Origin of the sequence: Streptomyces seoulensis (assembly GCF_004328625.1) — a bacterium.
In the GTDB taxonomy this organism is placed as follows: domain Bacteria; phylum Actinomycetota; class Actinomycetes; order Streptomycetales; family Streptomycetaceae; genus Streptomyces; species Streptomyces seoulensis.
Genome location: NZ_CP032229.1, coordinates 4733940 through 4756859, shown reverse-complemented (window position 1 = coordinate 4756859; position 22920 = coordinate 4733940). Strand labels below are relative to the sequence as shown.

18 protein-coding genes and 1 pseudogene are annotated in these 22920 nt (G+C 71.8%); 5 read left to right on the top strand and 14 right to left on the bottom strand.

What is annotated here, in order from left to right; all coding sequences use genetic code 11:
- Positions 1-33: 33 nt before the first annotated feature.
- From D0Z67_RS22095 to D0Z67_RS22085, 3 genes are all read right to left on the bottom strand, one after another.
- A complete protein-coding gene (locus D0Z67_RS22095) occupies positions 34-1308 on the bottom strand; it encodes an MFS transporter (protein ID WP_051888132.1) in 1275 nt (424 codons plus the stop codon).
- Positions 1309-1442: 134 nt separating this feature from the next.
- A complete protein-coding gene (locus tag D0Z67_RS22090) occupies positions 1443-2420 on the bottom strand; it encodes an NAD-dependent epimerase/dehydratase family protein (RefSeq protein WP_051888129.1) in 978 nt (325 codons plus the stop codon).
- Positions 2417-3472, bottom strand: coding sequence for a ScbA/BarX family gamma-butyrolactone biosynthesis protein (locus D0Z67_RS22085; protein WP_234312914.1), 1056 nt, complete (start codon positions 3470-3472; stop codon positions 2417-2419). The genes D0Z67_RS22090 and D0Z67_RS22085 overlap by 4 nt, the downstream gene beginning before the upstream one ends.
- Before the next feature lie 121 nt (positions 3473-3593).
- Between D0Z67_RS22085 and D0Z67_RS22080 the strand changes: the two genes are divergently transcribed.
- Both D0Z67_RS22080 and D0Z67_RS22075 read left to right on the top strand, forming a co-directional pair.
- Positions 3594-4298 carry a ScbR family autoregulator-binding transcription factor gene (locus D0Z67_RS22080; RefSeq protein WP_031183528.1) on the top strand — a complete coding sequence of 235 codons (705 nt, stop codon included), beginning with the start codon at positions 3594-3596 and terminating at the stop codon, positions 4296-4298.
- Positions 4299-4564: 266 nt separating this feature from the next.
- On the top strand, positions 4565-5185 hold the full coding sequence (locus D0Z67_RS22075; RefSeq protein WP_031183527.1) for a hypothetical protein: 621 nt from the start codon (positions 4565-4567) through the stop codon (positions 5183-5185).
- Between the two features lie 144 nt (positions 5186-5329).
- Here D0Z67_RS22075 and D0Z67_RS22070 read toward each other — a convergent pair whose 3' ends face one another.
- The 5 genes from D0Z67_RS22070 to D0Z67_RS22050 all read right to left on the bottom strand — a co-directional run bounded on the left by D0Z67_RS22070 (position 5330) and on the right by D0Z67_RS22050 (position 9077).
- Entirely contained in the window at positions 5330-5962 is a 633-nt protein-coding gene (locus D0Z67_RS22070; RefSeq protein WP_078873656.1) for a hypothetical protein, read from the bottom strand.
- Positions 5963-6031: 69 nt separating this feature from the next.
- The gene (locus D0Z67_RS22065; protein WP_031183525.1) at positions 6032-6733 is read right to left on the bottom strand and encodes a ribonuclease HII; all 702 of its coding nucleotides are present in this window, start codon (positions 6731-6733) and stop codon (positions 6032-6034) included.
- Between the two features lie 73 nt (positions 6734-6806).
- Positions 6807-7718 (bottom strand): ADP-ribosylglycohydrolase family protein, encoded by a 912-nt coding sequence (locus D0Z67_RS22060; RefSeq protein ID WP_031183524.1) that lies wholly within the window; start codon positions 7716-7718, stop codon positions 6807-6809.
- Between the two features lie 12 nt (positions 7719-7730).
- Entirely contained in the window at positions 7731-8390 is a 660-nt protein-coding gene (locus D0Z67_RS22055; RefSeq protein WP_031183523.1) for a histidine phosphatase family protein, read from the bottom strand.
- Positions 8391-8471: 81 nt separating this feature from the next.
- Positions 8472-9077, bottom strand: a complete 606-nt coding sequence (locus D0Z67_RS22050; protein ID WP_037776035.1) for a YdbC family protein — start codon at positions 9075-9077, stop codon at positions 8472-8474.
- Between the two features lie 162 nt (positions 9078-9239).
- On the opposite strand from D0Z67_RS22050, the gene D0Z67_RS22045 reads away from it, so the two are divergent.
- Entirely contained in the window at positions 9240-9773 is a 534-nt protein-coding gene (locus tag D0Z67_RS22045; protein ID WP_031183521.1) for a TerD family protein, read from the top strand.
- Between the two features lie 79 nt (positions 9774-9852).
- Here D0Z67_RS22045 and D0Z67_RS22040 read toward each other — a convergent pair whose 3' ends face one another.
- Positions 9853-12753, bottom strand: a complete 2901-nt coding sequence (locus D0Z67_RS22040) for a vitamin B12-dependent ribonucleotide reductase (RefSeq protein ID WP_031183520.1) — start codon at positions 12751-12753, stop codon at positions 9853-9855.
- Between the two features lie 125 nt (positions 12754-12878).
- Positions 12879-13439, bottom strand: coding sequence for a transcriptional regulator NrdR (nrdR, locus tag D0Z67_RS22035; RefSeq protein ID WP_031183519.1), 561 nt, complete (start codon positions 13437-13439; stop codon positions 12879-12881).
- 583 nt (positions 13440-14022) lie between these two features.
- Between nrdR and lexA the strand changes: the two genes are divergently transcribed.
- On the top strand, positions 14023-14799 hold the full coding sequence (gene lexA / locus D0Z67_RS22030) for a transcriptional repressor LexA (RefSeq protein ID WP_031183518.1): 777 nt from the start codon (positions 14023-14025) through the stop codon (positions 14797-14799).
- 115 nt (positions 14800-14914) lie between these two features.
- Here lexA and D0Z67_RS22025 read toward each other — a convergent pair whose 3' ends face one another.
- The 4 genes and pseudogenes from D0Z67_RS22025 to D0Z67_RS22010 all read right to left on the bottom strand — a co-directional run bounded on the left by D0Z67_RS22025 (position 14915) and on the right by D0Z67_RS22010 (position 21406).
- A complete protein-coding gene (locus D0Z67_RS22025) occupies positions 14915-16900 on the bottom strand; it encodes an ATP-dependent DNA helicase (protein ID WP_031183517.1) in 1986 nt (661 codons plus the stop codon).
- A 161-nt stretch (positions 16901-17061) separates the two neighbouring features.
- Positions 17062-17823 (bottom strand): GNAT family N-acetyltransferase, encoded by a 762-nt coding sequence (locus D0Z67_RS22020; RefSeq protein ID WP_107059654.1) that lies wholly within the window; start codon positions 17821-17823, stop codon positions 17062-17064.
- 34 nt (positions 17824-17857) lie between these two features.
- Positions 17858-19783, bottom strand: a pseudogene (locus D0Z67_RS22015) (IucA/IucC family protein); the annotation flags it as partial.
- 213 nt (positions 19784-19996) lie between these two features.
- Entirely contained in the window at positions 19997-21406 is a 1410-nt protein-coding gene (locus tag D0Z67_RS22010) for a diaminobutyrate--2-oxoglutarate transaminase family protein (protein ID WP_031183514.1), read from the bottom strand.
- A 285-nt stretch (positions 21407-21691) separates the two neighbouring features.
- Between D0Z67_RS22010 and D0Z67_RS22005 the strand changes: the two genes are divergently transcribed.
- Complete coding sequence (locus D0Z67_RS22005) at positions 21692-22915, top strand: trypsin-like serine peptidase (RefSeq protein ID WP_031183513.1); 1224 nt, start codon at positions 21692-21694, stop codon at positions 22913-22915.
- Positions 22916-22920 lie beyond the last annotated feature (5 nt).

The following is a 22920-nucleotide window of genomic DNA, read 5'->3' as shown; positions in this document are numbered from 1 at the left end:
CAACCGCACCCCACCGACATCCGGCCACTCGCCCTACGGGCGGCTCCCCGTCGGCCGGACCCGCTCCTCCTCGGGGGCCGGTACCGGCGCGTCCGCGCGTGCCCCGGCCAAGGCCACGAGGGCGGCGATCAGCGCGATGAGACCTCCCGCCCACAGTCCCGCACGGGCGCCGAGGGTGTGGGTGGCGGCGGCGACGAAGAGGGCGCCGAGCGGGGTGCTGCCTTGCAGGATCACGGTGTAGAGGGCCATCACACGGCCCCGGTGCGCCGGGTCGCCGCCCAGCTGGATGCGGTGGTTCGCCGCCTGGACGAAGTACAGCGAGGCGAATCCGGTCGGCACCAGCAGCGCCAGCGCGACGGGCAGGTTCGGCGCCCATCCCGTGATCAGTTCCAGCGCCCCGAAGGCACATCCCCAGGTGGCCACCAGCCGGGCCGAGGGGCGCGTCCGGCGCAGGGTGCCGACCAGCGCGGCCAGCAGGGAGCCGCCGGCGAGCGCGGCCGTGAGGAGGCCGAAGGAGGCGGCCTCGGTGTGGAAGACGACGCGGGCCATGAGCGGCAGTGTCAGGGGCAGGTTGAGGCCGAAGAGGGCGACCGCCGCGACCAGGGCGAGTGTCGTGAGCAGGTCGGGCCGGGTCCGCAGATGGGCCAGGCCCTCGGTGACACGCGCGGGCGCGCCCGTACGGGGCTCGCGGTGCAGCTCCGCCGGGCGCATGGCCCGCAGTCCGGCGACCGTGGCCGTGTAGCTGACGGCGTTGAGCAGCATGACGGTCCCCGTGCCCGACCACTGGATGAGCAGCCCGGCCAGTGAAGGGCCCAGCACGCGCGCGATGTTGAAGTAGGCGCCGCTCAGCGCCGAGGCGTTGGGGAGCAGTTCGGGGCCGACGAGTTCGGTGATGAAGGACAGCCGGGCCGGTACCTCCACGGCGTTGGCCACGCCGAGCGCGGCGGCCGCCACGTAGACGTGCCACAGCCGGGCCGCGTCCGCCGTCACGAGCAGGCCGAGCGCCAGGGCGAAGACTCCGGAGGCGATGTTGGCGCCGGTCAGGAGGGCGCGTTTGTCGTACCGGTCCGCGAGTCGGCCACCGTAGAGGGTCAGCAGGAGCACCGGGGTGAACTGGAGGGCGGTGACGGTGGCGAGGGCTCCGCCGGAGTCGCCGGTCAGCTCCAGTACGAGCCAGTCCTGGGCGACGGCCATCGTCCAGGTGCCGGTCGCGGAGGCGATCTGCCCCACCGCGAAGAGCCGGAAGTTGCGCACCGTGAGGGAGCGCAGGCTGGTGGCGAGCAGGTGGCGGCCGGTTCCTGGCGTCATGATCCGGTCCTACCAGGGACGTCCGGATGTGGGCCGAGCCGCGCCGCGCGCCACCCGGATGTGGGCCGAGCCGCGCGCCACCCGGATCCCGGCCTACGCGCGCGTGGCCGGGGTCCGGGAAACGCCGCCTTACGTCAGTACGTCCGTTCAAACCCCGGTCGGCGCCCGGCCTCTAGCGGCGGCAACCCGGCCCGGCCGCGATACCAGTCGGCGTACTCCGGGAAGCGCACGGCGAATCCGGCACCCGGCTCGACGCCGAGCCCGCTCCACAGCGACTCGTCGGTGAACCAGTGGTCGACGGCGAGCATGCCGAGGTGGTGGCGGGCGGCGGGGTGGCCGAGCACCCGCTCCCGCGCGGTCTCGGCCGAGACGCGCGGGGCGTCCCCGGCGAACAGTCCGAAGGTCTCCGCCACGGTGGAGAGCAGCAGCTCCCCCGGCACGGGGTCGGGATGGGTGACGTAATGGACGCGCCCCACGCCGTCCGCCGGGCCCCTCGTGGCCGCCGCGAAGGCGACCCGGCCCAGGGTGTCCGCGTCGATCATCGACTGGATTCCGGCCCAGCCGTCCGGGAGGCCGTCCAGGGTGCGCAGCAGGGCCAGGATGCCGGGGATCACCCAGCGGTCGCCCCGGCCGTACACGAGGTGGGGGCGCAGAACCGTTCCGCCCGTCGCGAGCACGTGTTCCTCGGCGGCCGCGCGGGTGCGGCTGGTGTCGGAGGCGGGGGCGACGGGCGGATCGCCGGGCCGCGCGTCGCGGAAGGGGCCGCGTCCGTGGACGGCGGCGGTGCTGAGGTAGACGAACCGCGTGACTCCGGCCCTGCGCACCTCGTCGGCCAGGGCGCGGGTGCCGAGGTCGTTGGCGCGGTGGAGCAGTTCCGCGTCGCCGCCGATCAGCCCGGCGCAGTGCACGACGGCGTCGACATCCGCGCAGACACCGCGCAGCGACGCGGGGTCGGTGAGGTCGCCGTGCACGTACTCGACGCCCGGGTGGGGCGCGGCCGGCGGGGTGCGGACGAGCAGCCGGAGCCGTACGTCCTCGGCGGCGCGGGCGGCTCTCAGCACGTGTCCGCCGAGGAAACCGCTCGATCCGGTGATGAGCACGCGCCGGGTCACCGGACCGCCTGCGGGGAGTCACCGAGGGTGGCCGTGAAGACGGGCTCGCCGCTCTGGACGCCTTCGACGTGGACGGAGACATCACCCTCGCGGGAGGTTTCACGCCGGGCGAGGACAAGACACGGCTCGTTCAGTTCGGCGTACCGGTGGAAGGCGATCGCCAGCGAGGCGGGCACGAAGCGGCCGTCGGGAGCCAGCGCGACGGCGGCCTGCCGGGCGGCCTCCAGCAGCACCATGCCGGGGACGTGGTCGTTGGCCCGCGCGAACAGGGTGGGGTTGGCGGTGTCCAGCCGGAGCCGCCAGCCGGGCCCCTCCTCGGAGGGCGCGAGGACGACGTCCCTGGGGTCACGGCGGCCGACCCGCTGGGCCGGTATGCCGTCCAGCAGCGGTGCGGGGGCAGCGGCGTCGGGCATCTTGTCGCCACGGAGCCTGCGGTAGGCCCGCGCGGAGGTGGCGCTCAGGCTGCCCGTACTCGTGGCCAGCAGCCTTCCGCCGCGTTCGAAGGTGAGCCGCACCCTCATCCCGGCCAGGCTCCTGGCCCGCATCTGGACCTCCGAGCACTCCACCAGGACGTCGATGCGGCCGGAGGCGTCCGCGAGGCCGAAGCCGGCCGTGGCGAGGGCGTACGACATGTCCCACATGACGAAGTGGTGGTCGGCCGGGACGCCGTACTCGGCGTGGGCCAGCATCATCGCGGTCTGCCGCATGGTCTCCGTGACCAGCAGCGGGTCCTGGACGCCACCGGGGAGCGGGGCGAAGAAGCGGTGGCCGGCGGGCCAGTCGGCGGCTATCAGATAGCGGTGGTCCGCCAGCTTGGTCCATTCCACGGGAAAGGCGTCGTCGGCATCCAGCCGGTGCACGAGTTCGCCGGTGGCGCGGCGGCCCAGTGCGGGAGGTTGACCGGTGTCGCCGGATTCGGGTACAAGAACCAGCGGGTCGGTCTGGTCTTCGGGCGGTGCGGCGGGGTCCGGTGCCTGCGCCATGACCGTCCGTACGGCCGATGAGGTGCCGATGTCGGCGCGTTCGGCTATGAAACTTATGCCTTCAGACATGGATTGCCCTTTGAGTCCGGTGTGATCAAGGCTCGTTCCCCCTCGACAAAATACTGACAGTCCGGTTCTCTTCGTGTGCGAACCTGACCAAGCTCTGACATAGAAACAGGGGCGACAGCCCATGGCACGCCAAGCACGCGCGATCCAGACGCGCAAGACGATCCTGCTGGCAGCGGCCGCCGTCTTCGACGAACGCGGTTACAGCGCCGCCACGATCACCGAGATCCTCGCGCGCGCCGGGGTCACGAAGGGTGGCCTCTACTTCCACTTCGCCTCCAAGGAGGAACTGGCCCTCGGGGTGATCGCGGCCCAGCTCGAAGTGGGCCCGCTGCCCCCGCAGCGCACCAAGATGCAGGAACTCATCGATCAGGGGCTGCTGTTCGCGCACCAGCTGCGGCACGACCCGTTGACACGGGCCAGTGTGGGGCTGGCGATGGACCAGTGGGGAGAGGGACCGGATCGGAGCAACCCGTTCCATGGCACGCCCTTCCAGTCTTGGGCGAACCGGCTGACCCAGTTGCTCGTGGAGGCGCGGGAGCGCGGCGAGTTGCTGCCGCACGTCGATCCGGCGGAGACGGCCGACCTGCTCGCGGGCTCCTTCACCGGCATCCAGTGGATGTCGCAGATCCTGTGCGAGCGCGCCGACCTCAGCGAGCGGGTGACGGTCCTGCTGAGACACCTCCTGCCCAGCGTCACCCTCCCCCAGCTCATGCCCACTCTGGACCTCGCCCCCGACCGCGCCGAACGCCTTCTGGCACAGCGGCCGGCGGAGACGGACGAAGGCGGGGACGAGGAGGGCGAGCCCTCTGCGCGCATCAGCGCCTGAAACCTCCTCCGGCGAGCCGGGCCGTCGGGGTCCCCGGGCAGCCTCAGGCGTCGTCACCGGTCTCTGTGGGTAGGGATATAAGCCCCGGACCAACCGATAAGCCTCGGCGGCCTCAATTGCTCGTTGCCGCATCGAAGTTCGGCAGGAAGAATTGGAGTCCGCTCCCCGCACGGCTCGCCCGTGTTCCGGCTGGGCTTCACTGCGGTGCGCGCTCCCCCGAATTCCGACCTCGCCCGCAGTGTGGGCGCGTAGCCGAAGGGAGGAACGTGACCTTCGGATTCGCCTCGTCCTCGGCGGCCTCGTTGTCGACGTCCGCGTCCGCCGCTTCCGTCAGCCGCCTGCTCGAACCCGCGGAGTGGGCCGCCGCCGGAATCCCCCTGCTGCGCAACCCGCGCGAGGTCGTCAGCGGCCTGCACGTCCGCCACCGCCCCGGGCCGGCCACCGCGATCGTGGCCGTCCTCGATCCGGACGAACGGCTGCTCGCCAGCGCCTCGTTCACCCGGCGCTCCGCCCCGGCGGACGGCTGGATGTTCCGCAACGCGCTGCTGGACCAGTTGCGCCGGGTCATCCCGCACGACCTGCGCCGCCGCTGCCCGGTGCGCACCGCCGTGCTGCTGTACTGCCGCGAGGGGGACGCACGCTGGACGGAGGAGGACGGCGCCTGGATGTGGGGGCTGCGCGACGCCTGCACGCTGCACGGGCTGCGCTGCGGGGCGTACATCACGCTGACGCACGACGGCTGGCAGGTGCTCGGCGAGGGACGCGGCGGACGCCACCCGCACGCGCACTCCACGCCGGAGTCCTTCGCCCTGTCCGAGTCGCCGCCGCTGATGCCGCGTACCGGCGGGCCGGTCTCGGAGGTCATGCGCCGGGCCGCGGCCCGCTGAGCGAACCGGGCTCCGGCGCCGGTCACTTCGGCGCCGTGGCCAAGGAAACCACTGCGGCGCCGTGCGGGCCGAGCAGCCGCCCGCTGCCTTGTCGTGGCAGAGCGGCTGTCCGGCGCGCACGGCGCCGTCGGTCGTGCGGAGGGGTCAGACCCCGGCGCCCAGAACCGCGTTGATCCGCTGCGGGTCACCGCAGACGATCAGCAGGGTTCCGGCCCGCGTGTGGGCGACCGGCAGGGCGGTGGCGGCAGCGTCGGCGTCGTCTCCGTTGACGGCGACGATGACCACGGGCCGGGTGGCGGCACGGGCGGCCATGGCGCCGTCGGCGTAGAAGACGTCGTCACCGGCGTCCTGCTGCGCCCAGTAGGACGCCTCGCCGAAGGACAGCTCGTGCTCGGCCCACGGGTGCCGGGCACCCGTGGTGAGCACCAGCACATCGCCGGGGGCGCGGCCGGAGTCGAGCAGCAGGTCCAGCGCCTCCTCGGCGGCGTCGAGCGCGCCCTCGGCCGAGGCCGGGATCAACTGGATCTGAGGACCGGCCGCGGGAGCGGCGGGAACGGCCGGGCCCGACGGGCTCGGCTTGGCCGGAGCCACGTCACGCGGCGCGCGCTGCGCCGGCGGCGCGGGCCGCGGGGGGCCGGGCCGGCCGGGACGGACCGGAGCCGCGGGGCGGGGGCCGGGTACGGGACGAGGGGTCGGTGCGACGCGGCTGCTGGCCGGAGTCGCGACGGGACCCTGGGCACTCTCGTGAATCTGAGGCTCCTCGGGAAGGAGAGGCATGAGCTGATTTTTATCAAACGTTGGTACGACGCCGACGGCCGGGTGGCACATCGGCGGCGGGCGGAAGCGTCAGAAATCGAAGCCGAGCTGGCCCTCGATCACCGGGACGCCGCCGTCCACGAGGCTGCGGACCTTCTTGAGGTGCCGCCACCGGGGCAGCGCATCAAGATACGCCCACGACAGACGGTGGTACGGGGTGGGGCCCCGCTCCTCCAGTGCCGCCTTGTGCACCGGCGACGGATACCCGGCGTTGTCCGCGAATCCGAAGTCTGCATGGCCGGCACCGAGTTCGGCCATCATTTTGTCGCGGTACACCTTGGCGATCACCGAGGCGGCCGCGACGGCCACACAGGACTGGTCGCCCTTGATCACCGTGCGCACCCGCCAGGGAGCGCCGAGGTAGTCGTGCTTGCCGTCGAGGATGACGGCCTCGGGGCGGACCGGCAGGGCTTCCAGGGCACGGACGGCGGCCAGCCGCAGGGCGGCGGTCATGCCCAGGTCGTCGATCTCCTCCGGGGAGGCGTGACCGAGGGCGAAGGCCGTCACCCACGACCGCAGTATCCCGTCCAGCTCCCCACGGCGCTTGACCGTCAGGAGCTTGGAGTCGGTGAGCCCTTCGGGCGGGCGGCGCAGTCCGGTGACCGCCGCGCAGACGGTGACGGGTCCGGCCCAGGCACCCCGCCCCACTTCGTCGACGCCGGCGATGACCTTCGCCCCGGTCGTGGCGCGAAGGGAGCGCTCGACGGTATGAGTGGGTGGTTCGTACGGCATGGCGCACTCAGACTACGCCGCCCCCGTACCGCCCCGACACCCCGGCCCCTCCCCGCCGGAAACATCACACGCGTCACACGCGGTCCGGCACCCACTCCGGCAGCGACTCGGTCCGCTCCAGCCACGCCGCGGGCGGCGCTCCCGCCTCGCCTGAGGCCAGGACGCCGCCGACGATCGCGCACGTCGTGTCCACGTCGCCGCCGACCTGCGCGGTGGTCCAGAAGGCGTGCTCGAAGTCACCGAGGGCCCGTGCGGCCGACCACAGGGCGAACGGGACGGTGTCGTGCGCGCTGGTCCGGCGCCCGCAGCCGAGGACGGCCGCGACGGTGGCCGCGTCCCCGTAGTCGAGCATGTCCCGCGCGCGGCGCAGACCGGCGCCCACGGCGCTCCGGGGCACCAGGGAGATCACGCCGTCCAGCAGCGCCTCGGGGGCCGGGGGGCCGCCCGGAGCGGCCGCCAGCGCGGCGGCGGCGGCCACGGCCATGGCGCCGGCCACCGCTTCGCGGTGCTGGTGGGTGGTGTAGGCCGAGATCTCGGCCTGGTGGGTCGCCTGCTCGGGGTCGTCGGCGTACCAGGCGCCCAGGGGCGCGATGCGCATCGCGGCGCCGTTGCCCCAGGAGCCCCGGCCGTCGAAGAGCTGGGCGGCGAGTTCGCGCCAGTCGGCGCCCTCGCGGACGAGCCGGAGCAGGCGGTTCACGGCCGGCCCGTAGCCCCGGTCGAAGTCGTGGTGATCGGCGAAGGACCGCGCCAGTTCGTCCTGGTGGACCATCCGGTGCGCGGCCAGGACCGACACGACGGAGCAGGCCATCTCCGTGTCGTCGGTCCACTGCCAGGGCCCGGCGGGCAGTTCGTGGCGCTTGAGCAGCGGGTGGTTGACCGGGACGAAGAACTGGGAGCCGAGCGCGTCGCCCACCGCGAGGCCCCGCAGGCTGGCCAGGGCGCGCTCCAGGCGCCCGGCGGGAAGAGGGAAGGATTCAGAGGTCATCTTCCCGCCAGCCTATCGGTCGATCCAGTGCGGGACCGGGTCCCGCCAGCGCTCGAAGGGCTTGTCCAGGACGTACTTGCCGTCCTCCCCGAGAACGAGCATGCGCACCTCGGCGTTGCCCGGATTGGACAGGGACTCGAATTCGGCCACCGTCCAGTGGAACCACCGCATGCAGAACAGCCGCATCGCCAGGCCGTGCGTCACCAGCAGGACGTTCGGCGGGTGGTCGGGCTCCTCGAAACTGCGGAACAGGCTCTCCAGGAAGCCGCCGACGCGGTCGTACACGTCTGCGCCGGACTCGCCCTGGGGGAAGCGGAAAAAGAAGTGCCCGTACGCGTCCCGGTACGCCTTCTGGAGCTTCACGTCGTCGCGTTCCTGCCAGTTGCCCCAGTCCTGCTCGCGCAGCCGGGGCTCCTCGCGCACGCGTATGAGGTCCGGGTCGAGCCGGAAGGCGTCCAGGGTCTCGTGGGTGCGGCGGTACGGGGAGACGTAGACGCTCACGCGTTCCTCGCCGAAGATCTCCCGCAGGTGCTTGCCGCTCTCCTCCGCCTGCTCCCGGCCCCGGTCGGTGAGCGCGAGGGCGTGGTCGGGCTCGCGCTCGTACACGGAGTCATCGACGTTGCCCACTGACTCCCCGTGCCGGACAAGGACGATGCGCCGTGGTCGTGCCATGTCGGAAACCCTACGGGGAGCGGGGCGGGGCCGGGGACTCGTACGGCCCGCATACGGCGTAGGTCACACCGCTCGCCCGGCTCAGACCGTCCAGGAGGGCTCCAGTTCCACGATGTCGCCGGTGAGGGAGGCGATGTCGGCCTCGGTCTGGGCACGCAGGGCCAGCCGCTCCACGCGTTCGGTGCGGTACTTTCCGTGTTCGGCCGCCGCGCGCCACATCGACAGCACCAGGAAGTCGTGTTCGGCGCCCTCGCCGAACATGCCCCGGATCATGCCGGGCGAGCCGGCCATCGCCGGGTTCCAGACCTTCTCCTGCATCAGCGTGAAGTGCTCGACGCGCTCCTCGTGGACCCGGCACAGGGCGACGCGGACCAGGTCGGCGTCGGTGAACCGGGGCTCGAAGCCGGTCTTCACGTCGAAGCGGTACTCGAACAGCCTGGCCTGGGAGTCCTTGAACGTGCCGGACTGGGACGCGGCCAGCCGGTCGTACGAGCGGGCCATGAAGGAGTCGTAGAAGGCGCGGCTCTCCCAGAAGGCGAAGATGTGCGCCACTCCCGGCCGGTGCCGGCTCCAGCCTCCGCCCTGTCCCCGAAACCCCGGCTCCCCCAGAAGCCCCGCCCATTTCCGCTGCCCGCGCTCGAACCCCCGACGGTCCACCACGGTGCAGCGAATCCACTTGACCAGCACCGCGCCATCGTAAGGCCACCCGGCGTGGCGCCGGTCACGCTCTGGCGGAGTTCGTCCGCGCACCGGCGTCTCATGCGTGACACGATGGGAAAAAGACCCAGCGACAAGGGAGTTGGGGATGATGGCGCTTCACGGGGAACTTCACGGGGAAGGGGAGACCTGGTGACCGGGGTCAGCAAGGGAATCCGCGAGGTCGAGGTCGCGCTCAAGTGGGACCCCAGTCCGGCGGGGCGGCCGCCCTCCGACCTGGATGTCGTCGCGGCGACGTTCACGGCGGCGGACGCTTACGGGGAACCGGCCTATCTGGTGCACTTCGACAGCCGCTCCCCGGACGGCACGATCTTCCTCAACCGGGACAGCCCCGACGGCAAGGGGTTCGGCTGGGACGAGGTCATGAAGCTCGAACTCGGCCGCCTGGACGCCCGCTACGCGCGCGTGGTGGTCGGCGTCGTCATCCAGCAGAACCAGAACCGCACCACGTTCGCCTCGGTCCTGAGCCCGGCGGTCCGCGTCGCGGAGGGCTACACGACCCACTTCGAGGCCGACTTCACCACCGCCCAGGACGCCACGGCGGCCGTCGTCGCCGAGTTCACCCGCGACGCCTCCGGCGAATGGGCCTTCCACCCGGGCGTCCATGGCTTCGACGAGGACCCTGCGACCTTTACCCGCGTGATGGGCTCCAAACGTCGTACGTGAGCGTTCCGGCCACGAAAGGGGCGCCGGCCGATCGGCCGACGCCCCTTCACCGGGCCCGTGTCACGGGCTCAGCCGTTGATCAGCTGCAACCGCTGGTCGAGCCGCAGCCCTCGCAGATGTAGCAGGAGCCGGCGCGCTGCATCTTGGTGCCGCAGGAGAAGCAGAGCGGGGCGTCGGCCTGGATGCCGAGCTGCATTTCGACCAGCTCGGCGCTGGTGTGAGCCTGCTTGGGGGCCGGCCTGGCGGCCTCCGACTCGGCCTTCGGCGTGGCGACCGTCGTCAGCTCGGTGTGGCGCGGGGCGGACTGGGCCAGACCCTCGACGTCGACCTCGTCCTCCTCGATGGACGGCTCGTACGAACCGGTCTCCAGGTGACGCTGACGCTCCTCGGCGGAGTGGATGCCGAGCGCGGAGCGGGTCTCGAAGGGCAGGAAGTCCAGCGCCAGGCGGCGGAAGATGTAGTCGACGATCGACTGCGCCATCCGCACGTCCGGGTCGTCCGTCATACCGGCCGGCTCGAAGCGCATGTTGGTGAACTTCGAGACGTAGGTCTCCAGCGGCACGCCGTACTGGAGGCCCACCGACACGGCGATGGAGAAGGCGTCCATCATGCCCGCGAGCGTGGAGCCCTGCTTGGACATCTTCAGGAAGACCTCGCCGAGACCGTCGTCCGGGTAGGAGTTGGCGGTCATGTAGCCCTCGGCGCCGCCGACCGTGAAGGACGTGGTGATGCCGGGACGGCCCTTGGGCAGACGCCTGCGGACCGGGCGGTACTCGATGACCTTCTCGACGGCCTCGCGGATCGTCGCCTCGGTCTTCTCGGTGACCTCGGCCTGCTCCTTCTCCTTCGTCTTGGCGGAGAGGGGCTGGCCGACCTTGCAGTTGTCACGGTAGATGGCGAGCGCCTTGACGCCCAGCTTCCACGCCTCGAAGTAGATCTCCTCGACCTCCTCGACGGACGCCGTCTCCGGCATGTTGACCGTCTTGGAGATGGCGCCGGAGATCCAGGGCTGGATCGCGGCCATCATGCGGACGTGGCCCATCGGGGAGATGGCGCGCTCGCCCATGGCGCAGTCGAACACCTCGTAGTGCTCGGGCTTGAGACCCGGGGCGTCGATCACATTGCCGTTCTCGGCGATGTGGGCGACGACCGCCTCGATCTGCTCCTCCTGGTAGCCCAGGCGGCGCAGGGCCTGCGGCACGGTGCCGTTGACGATCTGCATCGAGCCGCCGCCGACGAGCTTCTTGAACTTCACCAGCGCGAGGTCCGGCTCGACACCGGTGGTGTCGCAGGACATCGCCAGACCGATGGTGCCGGTCGGGGCGAGCACGGACGCCTGCGAGTTACGGAAACCGTTCTTCTCGCCCAGGCGCACCACGTCCTGCCACGCCTCGGTGGCGGCGGCCCACACCGGGTTGTCCAGGTCGTCCATGTGGACGGCCACGGCGTTGGCGTCGGCGTGCTGCTTCATGACGCGCCGGTGGGCGTCGGCGTTACGGGCGTAGCCGTCGTACGGGCCGACCACGGCGGCCAGTTCGGCCGAGCGGCGGTAGGCCGTGCCGGTCATCAGGGAGGTGATGGCACCGGCGAGGGCGCGGCCGCCGTCGGAGTCGTACGCGTGGCCGGTCGCCATCAGCAGGGCGCCGAGGTTGGCGTAGCCGATGCCGAGCTGACGGAAGGCGCGGGTGTTCTCGCCGATCTTCTGGGTCGGGAAGTCCGCGAAGCAGATCGAGATGTCCATCGCGGTGATGACCAGCTCGACGACCTTCTGGAAGCGCTCGGTCTCGAAGGACTGGTTGCCCTTGCCGTCGTCCTTCAGGAACTTCATCAGGTTCAGCGAGGCGAGGTTGCAGGACGTGTTGTCCAGGTGCATGTACTCGCTGCACGGGTTCGACGCGGTGATGCGGCCGGACTCGGGGCAGGTGTGCCAGTTGTTGATCATGTCGTCGTACTGGATGCCCGGGTCGGCACAGGCCCAGGCGGCCTCGGCAATCTTGCGGAAGAGCGCCTTGGCGTCGACCTCCTCGATGACCTCACCGGTCATGCGGGCCCGCAGGCCGAAGTCGGTGCCGTTCTCGACCGCGCGCATGAACTCGTCGTTCACGCGGACCGAGTTGTTGGCGTTCTGGTACTGGACGGACGTGATGTCGTCGCCGCCCAGGTCCATGTCGAAGCCCGCGTCGCGCAGGACGCGGATCTTCTCCTCCTCGCTGACCTTCGTCTGGATGAAGTCCTCGATGTCGGGGTGATCGACGTCGAGGACGACCATCTTGGCCGCGCGGCGGGTGGCGCCACCGGACTTGATGGTTCCGGCGGAGGCGTCGGCGCCCCGCATGAAGGAGACGGGACCGGAGGCGTTGCCGCCGGAGGAGAGCAGCTCCTTGGAGGAGCGGATGCGGGACAGGTTCAGACCGGCGCCCGAACCGCCCTTGAAGATCATGCCCTCTTCCTTGTACCAGTCGAGGATCGACTCCATGGAGTCGTCGACGGACAGGATGAAGCAGGCGGAGACCTGCTGGGGCTGCGGCGTGCCGACGTTGAACCAGACCGGGCTGTTGAAGCTGAAGATCTGGTGCAGCAGGGCGTAGGCCAGCTCGTGCTCGAAGATCTCGGCATCGGCGGGCGAGGCGAAGTAGGAGTGGTCCTCGCCGGCCTTGCGGTACGTCTTCACGATGCGGTCGATGAGCTGCTTGAGCCCGGTCTCGCGCTGCGGGGTGCCCACGGCGCCCCGGAAGTACTTGCTGGTGACGATGTTGACCGCGTTCACCGACCAGAAGTCGGGGAACTCGACGCCACGCTGCTCGAAGTTGATCGAGCCGTCGCGCCAGTTGGTCATGACGACGTCACGGGGCTCCCACGCCACCTCGTCGTACGGATGCACGCCGGGGGTGGTGTGGACGCGCTCGACGCGCAGCCCCTTGCCGGCCTTGGCGCCCTTGGTGCGGGAACCTCGCGCCGGACCGCTCGCCGTCTCTGTCATGCCGCCTCCCATGTACGGGCGAAAACGCCCTGAAATGCCCCGATGTTCCCAGGGCATGTGTTCTGTCTGGTGCCGCGGGCAGCCTCAGCTGCGACCCCGCGACAGGTCTTGGGTGCGCCGGCCGGTCAGTCGGCGGCGCGCGCGGGCACGGGGACCTGGGTGGTCCGTCCCGTCCCGCTCTGGTCTTCCTGGCTCCCCGCGGCCGCGTCCTCGACGTGCCCGTCGTCCGCGGCGGGGTCCGGCGTCACTTCGCGCAGTTCGGCGATGGCGGCCTCGAAGTCCTCCAGCGAGTTGAACGCCCGGTAGACCGAGGCGAACCGCAGATAGGCGACGAGGTCGAGTTCCTGCAGCGGGCCGAGTATGGCCAGCCCCACGTCGTGGGTGGTCAGCTCGGCACTCCCGGTGGCCCGCACCGCCTCCTCGACCCGCTGGCCGAGCTGGGCGAGCGCGTCCTCGGTCACGGGACGCCCCTGGCACGCCTTGCGCACACCGTTGATGACCTTGGTGCGGCTGAACGGCTCGGTGACACCGGACCGCTTCACCACCATGAGCGAACACGTCTCCACGGTCGTGAAACGACGGGAGCAGTCGGGGCACTGGCGGCGCCTGCGGATCGACGTGCCGTCGTCGGTCGTACGGCTGTCGACCACCCGACTGTCGGGGTGCCTGCAGAAGGGGCAGTGCATGATTCTCCAACCCTCCTCACAGCAGACTCGATGGCCTCGCCGGGCCTCAGGGGCCTCACGAAGCAGCCCCAAGCATAGGCGATCGCGGAGGCCCGAAAGACCCGGGGTCCAAGATCAACCACAACTTGTGGGGCCCTGTAGCCGCCTCACCACTACATGTAGGGATGACCCAGATTTCGCGGCAGACGCGCGTGTCGCTGTGGACAGAGGCGCCAGGAGCCGCCCTGGAGCGCGCCGGAGCGACACGCGCGAGCGTCCCGCACGGCCGGGCGGGGACACGGGGATACCGTGAAGGCCGCGCGGAGCCCTCGGTGCGATACGGCGGGGATCACACGGCGGACGGACCCGGCCACCGGTCGTTCACCGTTCGAATGGCACACTGGCGACGGCCGCGAGGCCATCCGCCCCGGCGGTGAAGAGTACAACAATGGGCGCTTTTGCCCGCTGGACACCGCGCGAGCCATACACCCGGACACTTGATCGCGTCAGGTGAATCGGACTTTTTCACTCGAACGTGTGTTTGGCGCAACCTTTCGAAAGCTACTACCGTTGTGCAGCAGGGAGACCATCGAGAGGGGCCGACGTGACCACGACCGCAGACAGTGCCGCCATCACCGCCCAGGACCGCTCCCAGGGCCGGGTGGAGCCGGTGCACGCGATGAACGAAGCCACGCCCGAGGGCCACAAGCGCTCCCAGCCGGGCCGGCCTCCAGGCATTCGCGCGGACAGTTCGGGGCTCACCGACCGCCAGCGCCGGGTGATCGAGGTCATCCGGGACTCCGTGCAGCGTCGTGGATACCCGCCGTCCATGCGGGAGATCGGCCAGGCGGTCGGCCTCTCCAGCACCTCCTCGGTCGCGCACCAGCTCATGGCGCTCGAGCGCAAGGGCTTCCTGCGCCGCGACCCGCACCGGCCCCGCGCGTACGAGGTCCGCGGCTCCGACCAGGCGGTCAGCGTGCAGCCCACGGACACCGCCGGCAAGCCCGCCGCGTCGTACGTCCCGCTGGTCGGCCGCATCGCCGCCGGTGGCCCGATCCTCGCCGAGGAGTCCGTCGAGGACGTCTTCCCTCTCCCCCGGCAGCTCGTCGGTGACGGTGAGCTGTTCGTCCTCAAGGTCGTCGGCGACTCCATGATCGAGGCCGCGATCTGTGACGGCGACTGGGTCACGGTCCGCCGCCAGCCGGTCGCGGAGAACGGCGACATCGTGGCCGCCATGCTCGACGGCGAGGCCACGGTCAAGCGCTTCAAGCGCGAGGACGGCCATGTCTGGCTCCTCCCGCACAACGCGGCCTACGAGCCCATCCCCGGCGACGACGCCACCATCCTCGGCAAGGTCGTCGCGGTGCTCCGCCGCGTGTGACGCCCCGCACCGGACAAGCCCCCGGCTCGTCCCCCTGCACCGGGCCCCGGAACCCCTGCGCCGGTTCCGGGGCCCTGCCATTGCCGTCAGCAGCGCTCCTGCCTGCGGCTCCGGCTCACTCCTCCTCGGCCCCCTCGGCCTGCTTCGCCATCGCGTCGATCGCCGCGAGCGACTTGCGCACCTGATTGCGGTCGGTCGTGGTCCAGAAGTCGGGCAGCGACGCCTTCAGATACGACCCGTAGCGGGCGGTCGCCAGCCGCTGGTCCAGGACCGCGACCACGCCACGGTCCCCGGACGCCCGGACGAGCCGGCCGGCGCCCTGCGCCATCAGCAGCGCGGCATGGGTGGCCGCCACCGCCATGAAGCCGTTGCCACCCGCGTCCTCCACCGCCTTCTGGCGAGCGCTCATCAGCGGGTCGTCGGGGCGCGGGAACGGGATCTTGTCCATCACCACGAGCTGACAGCTCGGCCCCGGCACGTCCACGCCCTGCCACAGCGACAGCGTGCCGAACAGGCACGTGCGGGGGTCGGCCGCGAAGTTCTTGATCAGCTCGCCGAGCGTCTCCTCGCCCTGGAGCAGGATGGGGAACTCGGGGATGCGCACCCGCAGTTCCTCCGCCGCGAGCTGTGCGGCGCGCATGGAGGAGAACAGGCCCAGCGTGCGGCCGCCGGCGGCCTGGATCAGCTCGGTCAGCTCGTCCAGCATGTCGCCCCGGTCGCCGTCCCGGGCGGGGCGGGCGAGGTGCTTGGCGATGTAGAGGATGCCCTGCTTGCGGTAGTCGAAGGGCGAGCCGACGTCGATGCCCTTCCACTGCGGCAGGTCGTCGCCCTCGGTCCCCTCCGGTGCCAGGCCCAGCGAGGCGCCGACGCCGTTGAAGTCGCCGCCGAGCTTCAGGGTCGCCGAGGTCAGGACCACGCTGCGATCGGTGAAGAGTTTCTCCCGGAGCAGCCCGGAGACCGACATCGGGGCGACCCGCAGGGAGGCGCCGAAGCGGTCGTGGCGCTCGTACCAGACGACGTCCCACTCCGAGCCGTTCAGCACCCGCTCGGCGACGGCGTACACCGTCTCGACGGAGGCGACCGCCTGCTTGCGGACGGCGTCCTCGTCCTGGACGGACTTGTCGCGCGTCGAGCCGAGCGCGGTGATCACCGTGCGGGCCGCGTCACGGAGGGCGGCCAGGGCGTAGCCGAGGTCTTCGGGGATCTCCTCCAGGCGGCCCGGCAGGGCCAGCTCCATCAGCCGCTCGAAGCCCTCGGCGGCGGTCTGGAGCTGGTCGGCGGCCTTCTCGTTGACCAGCTTGGCCGAGCGGCGGACCGCCCGGTTGACCTGGCCGGGGGTGAGTTCGCCGGTGGCGGCGCCGGTGACCCGGGAGACTAGGTCGTGCGCCTCGTCCACGATCAGCACCTCGTGCTGCGGCAGCACCGGGGCACCCTCGATGGCGTCGATCGCCAGCAGCGCGTGGTTGGTCACCACGACGTCCGCGAGCTTGGCGCGCTCCCGGGCCATCTCCGCGAAGCACTCGGCCCCGTACGCGCACTTCGAGGCGCCGAGGCACTCGCGCGACGACACCGACACCTGGGCCCAGGCCCGGTCGGAGACGCCCGGTGTGAGGTCGTCCCGGTCGCCGTTCTCCGTCTCGTCGGACCAGTCGCGCAGCCGGAGCAGGTCCTGGCCGAGCTTGCTGGTGGGGGCGGCCGCCTCGAACTGGTCGAAGAGGCCGTCCTCCTCGTCCTGCGGCATCCCCTCGTGCAGCCGGTGCAGACACAGATAGTTGGAGCGGCCCTTGAGCATGGCGAACTCGGGCCGGCGCCGCAGCAGCGGGTGCAGGGCGTCGACCGTGCGCGGCAGGTCGCGCTCCACGAGCTGGCGCTGGAGGGCGAGCGTGGCGGTGGCGACGACGACCCGCTCCCCGTGCGCGAGCGCGGGCACGAGATAACCGAGCGACTTTCCGGTGCCGGTACCGGCCTGGACCAGCAGATGGGAGGTGTCGTCGATCGCCTCGGCGACCGCTTCGGCCATGGTGACCTGGCCGGGGCGCTCCGTGCCGCCGACGGCGGAGACGGCGGCGTGGAGGAGTTCGGGGAGTGAGGGCTTCGTCATAGCCCGACCACCCTACGGCCCCCCACTGACAATCGTGCCCGCTCGCCGGGGCGGGCGGAGCGGGATGCGAACACGTCCGAACTCCTGAACTTTTTTCCCGAAAAGCGGGAACTCGCCGGAACCGCCATACGTACAACAGGTGAGCACCCGGTCACGTGGTGCTACGAGAGTTCAGGCCGGACCCGGTCCCGGATCATGAGGGCGGCCCGCTTGCCGGGCAGCTCGATCTCCGCCCGGCACTGGAAACCGGCGTTACGGAAGGCGATCACCGAGGGGGTGTTGCGCATGTCAGGTTCAGCGACGACGCGTGTGCAGGTGCGGCGGTGCTCCATGACCAGCTCGGCCACGGCCGTGAGCAGGGCGGAGCCGAGCCCTCCCCCCCGGTGCGCGGCGTCCCCGATCAGCAGGTGGATACCCGTGTCGTGCGGGCGCGCCTGGTAGAAGCGGGCCAGCGGGTCGAGGTCGGCCCGGTAGATCTCCCAGTAGCTCATGGCGGTGCCGTCGAGCATGCCCAGGCAGGGCACGCTGCGTCCGTCGCCGTCCAGCTGGGCGCGGAGGTGGCGCTCCGTCAGGTCCGGTGTTCCGGCCAGTTCCCAGTACTGGGCGACCGCGGGGTCGTTCATCCACCCGTGGATGAGGGGGAGATCGCGGTCGGGGTGGACGGGGATCAGCTCAAAGGTGCCCGCGGGCGTGGGGGTTGGGCCCCAGGTGCGGAGGCCGTCCAGCAGGTCCGCGTCGCGTGGTGATGCCGCCTGGCCGGGCAACGCGGCTCGCAGCGCCGCGAATTCGGGAGGCAGGCGCAGATCCAGTGTCTCCTCGTTGTCCCAGAGGAGCGCGCTCGCCCCGGTGTCGGCGCCGGGTGAGCGGTCGGGGGCGGCCGGGAGGGGAAGGGCTTCGGCGGCGCCGGTTTCGGTGACGGACACGTGCGCTCCTCTCAGGGGGCGGGTGAGAAGGGGTTCAGGAATGGAGGGGGTTGGCGATGGTGACGTAGACGGACTGGGTGTCGACGGGTCCGACGAGTTCGTCCAGGCCGTGCAGCCGGGTCAGCAGGTTGGCCTTGCAGCGCAGTACGGGTGAGTCGAGCAGGTTGCCCGGCAGGGAACTGCTCAGGGCGGCGGGGCCGGTGGCGGCGGCGGTGAGGAAGCGGCGGAACGCGGCGAGAAGGAGGTGCTCGTCGGCCAGGCGCTGGGAGCCGAAGGCGCCGATGAGGCCGAACACGTTGTTGACGGCGAGGTAGTAGGCGAAGCGTTCGTCGGTGACCTCGTCGGAGACGAAGGTGTCGCTGCGCTCGCCGATGCCCGGCAGCAGGGCGTCGAGTTCGCCCCGGCGGGACTCGCGGAAGTAGTAGCCCTGGTTGTCGCGGTAGCGGCCGCCGGCGGGCCAGCCGTCCTGGTCGAGGCGGAGCAGGGTGTTCTGCTGGTGCGCCTCCAGCGCGATCCCGGCCTCGCCGTCCAGCCAGAGCACGGGCCGGACGGCCTGTTCGAGGTAGCGCAGGAACCACTCGGCGGCGACCGCGCCCACGGGACGGCCGGTGCGGGCGGCGAGCCGCCCGACGAGCCGGGCCAGGCGGGAGCGGAGGCCCCTGGGCCCTGCCGTCGCGCTCGGCTCGAAGTCCGGGCGCGGGGAGACGAGTCCGGCGACGCAGCCGATGTCGTCGGTGGGAGCGAAGGGGTTGTGCCTGATCATCACGTCGAGGCCGGGCACCGGCAGCCCGTCCGGACCGTCCACCGCGAGCCAGGCGGGGTCGCGGACGATGTCGAAGCCGGGGTGGACGGCCTGCCAGTGCTTCGCCAGCCCGGCGCGCAGCAGGCGGTGCACCTCGACCCCCCGGTGGAGTTCCTTGCGCAGGTTCTCCCGGCGGGAGTTGGTGATGCGCAGGCCGAGCGACAGCTTGAGCATCGCCGGGGCGTCCGAGCGGTGCACGGTCCGTACGGAGGAGGTGGGGTGCCAGGGGGAACCGAGGGGGCCGAGGTCGCGCAGGAGGCCGGCGTCCAGCAGAGCGGCGACCGGGGCGCGGTGGCGTACGTCGCGGGCTTGCCAGGGGTGCAGGGGCAGGGCGCTGTAGCCGTCGGGCAGGGGCAGGTCGGTTCCGGCGAGCTGACGGAGGAGCCCACCGGCGGGGACGGCGCGGCCACGTTCGGTCCAGGCCGAGTCGGAGGCGAGCAGGGAGGGGGCGACGGCCATCCAGTGCAGGGGGAAGGAGCCACGGAGTTCCGGTGCGTACTGCCGGGCTTCGGCGTCTGTGAGTTCCTCGCGGCTCTTGGGGGTGGGGTGCAGGGGGTGACCGAGGAGGAGGGCCTGTTCGGCGCTGAGGAAGAGGTCGGGCCCGTCCTCGGGGTGGGCGCGTCGGTCGGTCAGGAAGGTGGCGGTGCGGCGCTGTGAGTCGGCGACCCGGGCGACGAGTTCGGCGCCGTCCGCCGGAGCGGTGCCGTGCGGCTCGGTGGTGTCCGCCCGGCCGGGGCGCTCGCGGGTGAGGAGGGCGGCCAGGGTGACGGCGTCGACCGAGGGGGCGTGCTCGGGGGCAGCGGCGAGCCGGGGCGGGCCGAAGCGGTGCCAGCCGGTCGGGGACCAGTGGCGGACGGGGGTGATGAGGGCGGTGCCGCTGGCCGGGAGCGGGATGTGCAGGGTGCCGTTGTCCGGTGCGGTGAGGGCGGTCTCGCGTACCCAGCAGCGCAGGAGGTTCTCCACCGCCGCCGCCTGGGCCGCGGTGTGCGGGTCGGCGCCCTCCAGCGGGTCGGCGTCGGGCTCGCCGGGCCGTCCGGCGGCCGGGGTGCGCCGCTTCTGGTGCGGCACCGCCTCGGCGAGCGGTACGGGGGCGCTGCCGGGGTCCGCCGGTTCGTCGGGGGTCTCGGAACGGCCGTCGGGTGCGGGGGTGGCGTTCATGACAGGTCCTCGGGGGTGAAGCGGGTGCGGGTCCGGTCGCGGAGGGGTTCCGCACGGCGGATGAGAGGCGGGGCGGTGATGCGAGCAGGGGGTGCCGACGCACGACGGCTGGTGTGCGGGTTCGGCAGGGTGGCGATGCCTGGAGGCGGGTTCGCCGCTCTCCGCCGACGCGCGGGGATGGTGCGCGTCGGCGGTGGGATGGTCCGGCGGTGGCTAGCCCGTGTGCCGGCGGTCGCGGCTCGCGGCGGTCACCGCGTCGGCGAGACGGTCCAGTACGGCCGACGCCTGCTCGTCGCTGATGGTGAGCGGAGGCAGGAGCCGTACGACGCTGTTGTGGCGGCCGCCGAGTTCCACGATGAGCCCCCGGTCGAGGCACTCGCGCTGGACGGCGGCGGCGAGTTCGGGGTCGGCGGGGTGGGGCGCCGGGGCGAAGTCCCAGCCGTCCGCCTCGGAGCGGCGCGCTTCCGGTACGGACTCGCCCGCCGGGTCGACCAGCTCGACCCCGATCATCAGCCCGCGCCCCCGTACGTCTCCCACACAGGCGAACTCGTCCTGCAGTTGGCGGAGTTGCTTCAGCATGCGGTCGCCGAGGGTGGCGGCTCGTTCGGCGAGGCCGTTCTCGCGGACGTGGGCGAGGGTGGCGGTGCCCGCGGCCATGGCGAGCTGGTTGCCGCGGAAGGTGCCCGCGTGGGCGCCGGGCTGCCAGACGTCGAGTTCCTCGCGGTAGACGACGACGGCCAGCGGGAGGCTGCCGCCGATGGCCTTGGACAGGACCATCACGTCGGGGGTGATCCCGCTGTGGTCCACGGCCCAGAAGGCGCCGGTACGGCCGACCCCGGTCTGGACCTCGTCCGCGATCAGGGGGATCGACCGGTCGGCGGTGACCCGGCGCAGCCGGCGCAGCCAGTCGTCCGGCGCCGGGATCACCCCGCCCTCGCCCTGCACGGGTTCGAGGATCATCCCGGCCGGCCGGGGCACGCCCGACTTGGGGTCGTCGAGGACGGACTCGGTCCAGCGGGCGGCGAGTTCGGCGCCGCGCGGGCCGCCGACGCCGAAGGGGCAGCGGTAGTCCTGCGGATAGGGCAGGCGGCCCACCTGGAGGTCGGGGGCGCCGCCGGACGCGGCCAGGGCGCCCGCGGTCATGCCGTGGTAGGCGCCGGTGAAGGCGAGGATGCCGTTGCGACCGGTGGCGGCCCGGACCAGCTTGAGCGCGGCCTCGACGGCGTCGGTCCCGGCCGGGCCGCAGAACTGCACGCGGGCCCGGTCGGCGAACCCGGCCGGCAGGGTGCGGAACAGCTCGGTGATGAAGGCGTCCTTCACCGGGGTCGCCAGGTCCAGCACGGAGAGGGGCGCCCCGGAGTCGAGGACCTTGCGGATCGCCTCCAGTACCACGGGGTGGTTGTGCCCGAGCGCCAGCGCCCCGGCGCCGGAGAGGCAGTCGAGGTAACGACGGCCGTCCGCGCCCTCGATGGTGAGGCCACGCGCCCGCACGGGCACGATGGGCAGGGCCCGGGCATAGGTGCGCGCGGCGGACTCGCGCGCCGACTGGCGCCTGAGAATCCCCTCGTGCACGGCCGGAGTCACCCGGTGGGTGCTGTCGGCCTCCGACTCGGTCACGGCCACGGCTCGCTGTCCTCCCGCTGTCCAGAGGCGAGTTGCTCGTCGGGGACGGGCGCAGGCAGCGGTCCCCCACGGCTACCAACAGCCGACCGGCCGCCTGGTTACGGGTTGCCTCAAGATCCTTGCCGTGACGCAACCGTTGCGGTTCCGTCGGAAGTCACCTACAGCGAACGCATAGTGTGTGGTCCCGTCCCGGAAGTCCGGGGAACCGGCGCCGTTCCGCAGCGAGTTGGGGGCCGGTACCGGGCCGAAGCGCCACGTTCCGTCACAACAGGGAGAGTCACCACCATGCGATCCATACGGCCGTCGTCCACCGCTCGCCGAGGAAGGGGTACGCCCCGCAGGACCTCCCGCGTGCTGGCGGCCGTCGCGCTCGCCTCGGCGCTGGCGCTGACCGCCACCGCGTGCGGTGGAGACGGTGACGACAACGCCGGCGGCAACCCGTCCTCCGGCGCCCACGGTTCGGACGGGAAGGTCCGGGTCCCGCAGGACCTCCAGGACAAGCTCCGCCAGCACGGCATCGACATGGACAAGTGGAAGGGCGGCGCCTGGAAGAACTGGGACCGCGACGACTGGCTGCGCGAGGCCAACGACTTCATCAACCCGATCATCAACGGTCTGTGGGACAAGGACCGGATGCGGGGCGCCGACGACCCGGCCAAGCGGGTCGACAACAACGACCTCTCCGGCGACCAGGGCGTGACCGACCCGACGCCGCAGCCGGTGCAGGCCAAGGCGGTCCGCCCGCCGTACCACACCAACGCGGCCACTTCGGGCAAGGTGTTCTTCGACTCCCCCAAGGGCACGATGGTCTGCTCGGCCACCGTGGTCGAGGACCCGGCGCACCCCGGCAAGTCCAACCTGATCTGGACGGCCGGCCACTGCGTGCACGCGGGCAAGAAGGGCGGCTGGTACCGCAACATCGCCTTCGTGCCGTCGTACAACAACCAGAGCCTGTCCTCCTCCCAGATGGAGGGCGCCTCCCGCGCGCAGGTCGCGCCGTACGGTGTCTGGTGGGCCGACGCGGCCAAGACCTCGCAGCAGTGGATCGACGGGGGCGGCGAGACGGGCGGCAACGGTGCCTCGTACGACTTCGCGGTGATCCATGTGACGCCGGAGCAGGGCAACGGGGGCAAGTCGCTGGAGGAGACGGTCGGCGGCGCGCTGCCGGTGGACTTCGCCGCGCCGGCCGCGACCGAGGTCAGCGCGGTCACCGCGAGCGGCTACCCGGCGGCGGAGCCGTACAACGGCCAGTTGCTGTACCAGTGCCAGGACAAGCCGGGCCGGCTGTCGATCGCCAAGGCGGACCCGACGATGTACCGCATCGGCTGCACCATGACCGGCGGTTCCTCCGGCGGCGGCTGGGTGGAGCAGGGCGCGAACGGCAAGCCCGCGCTGGTCTCCAACACCTCGATCGGCCCCGCCTCCTCGGGCTGGCTGGCCGGTCCCCGGCTCGGTGAGGTCGCCAAGGGCGTGTACGACTCGGTGAGCGCGAAGTTCGCGAACCGGTAGCCGCC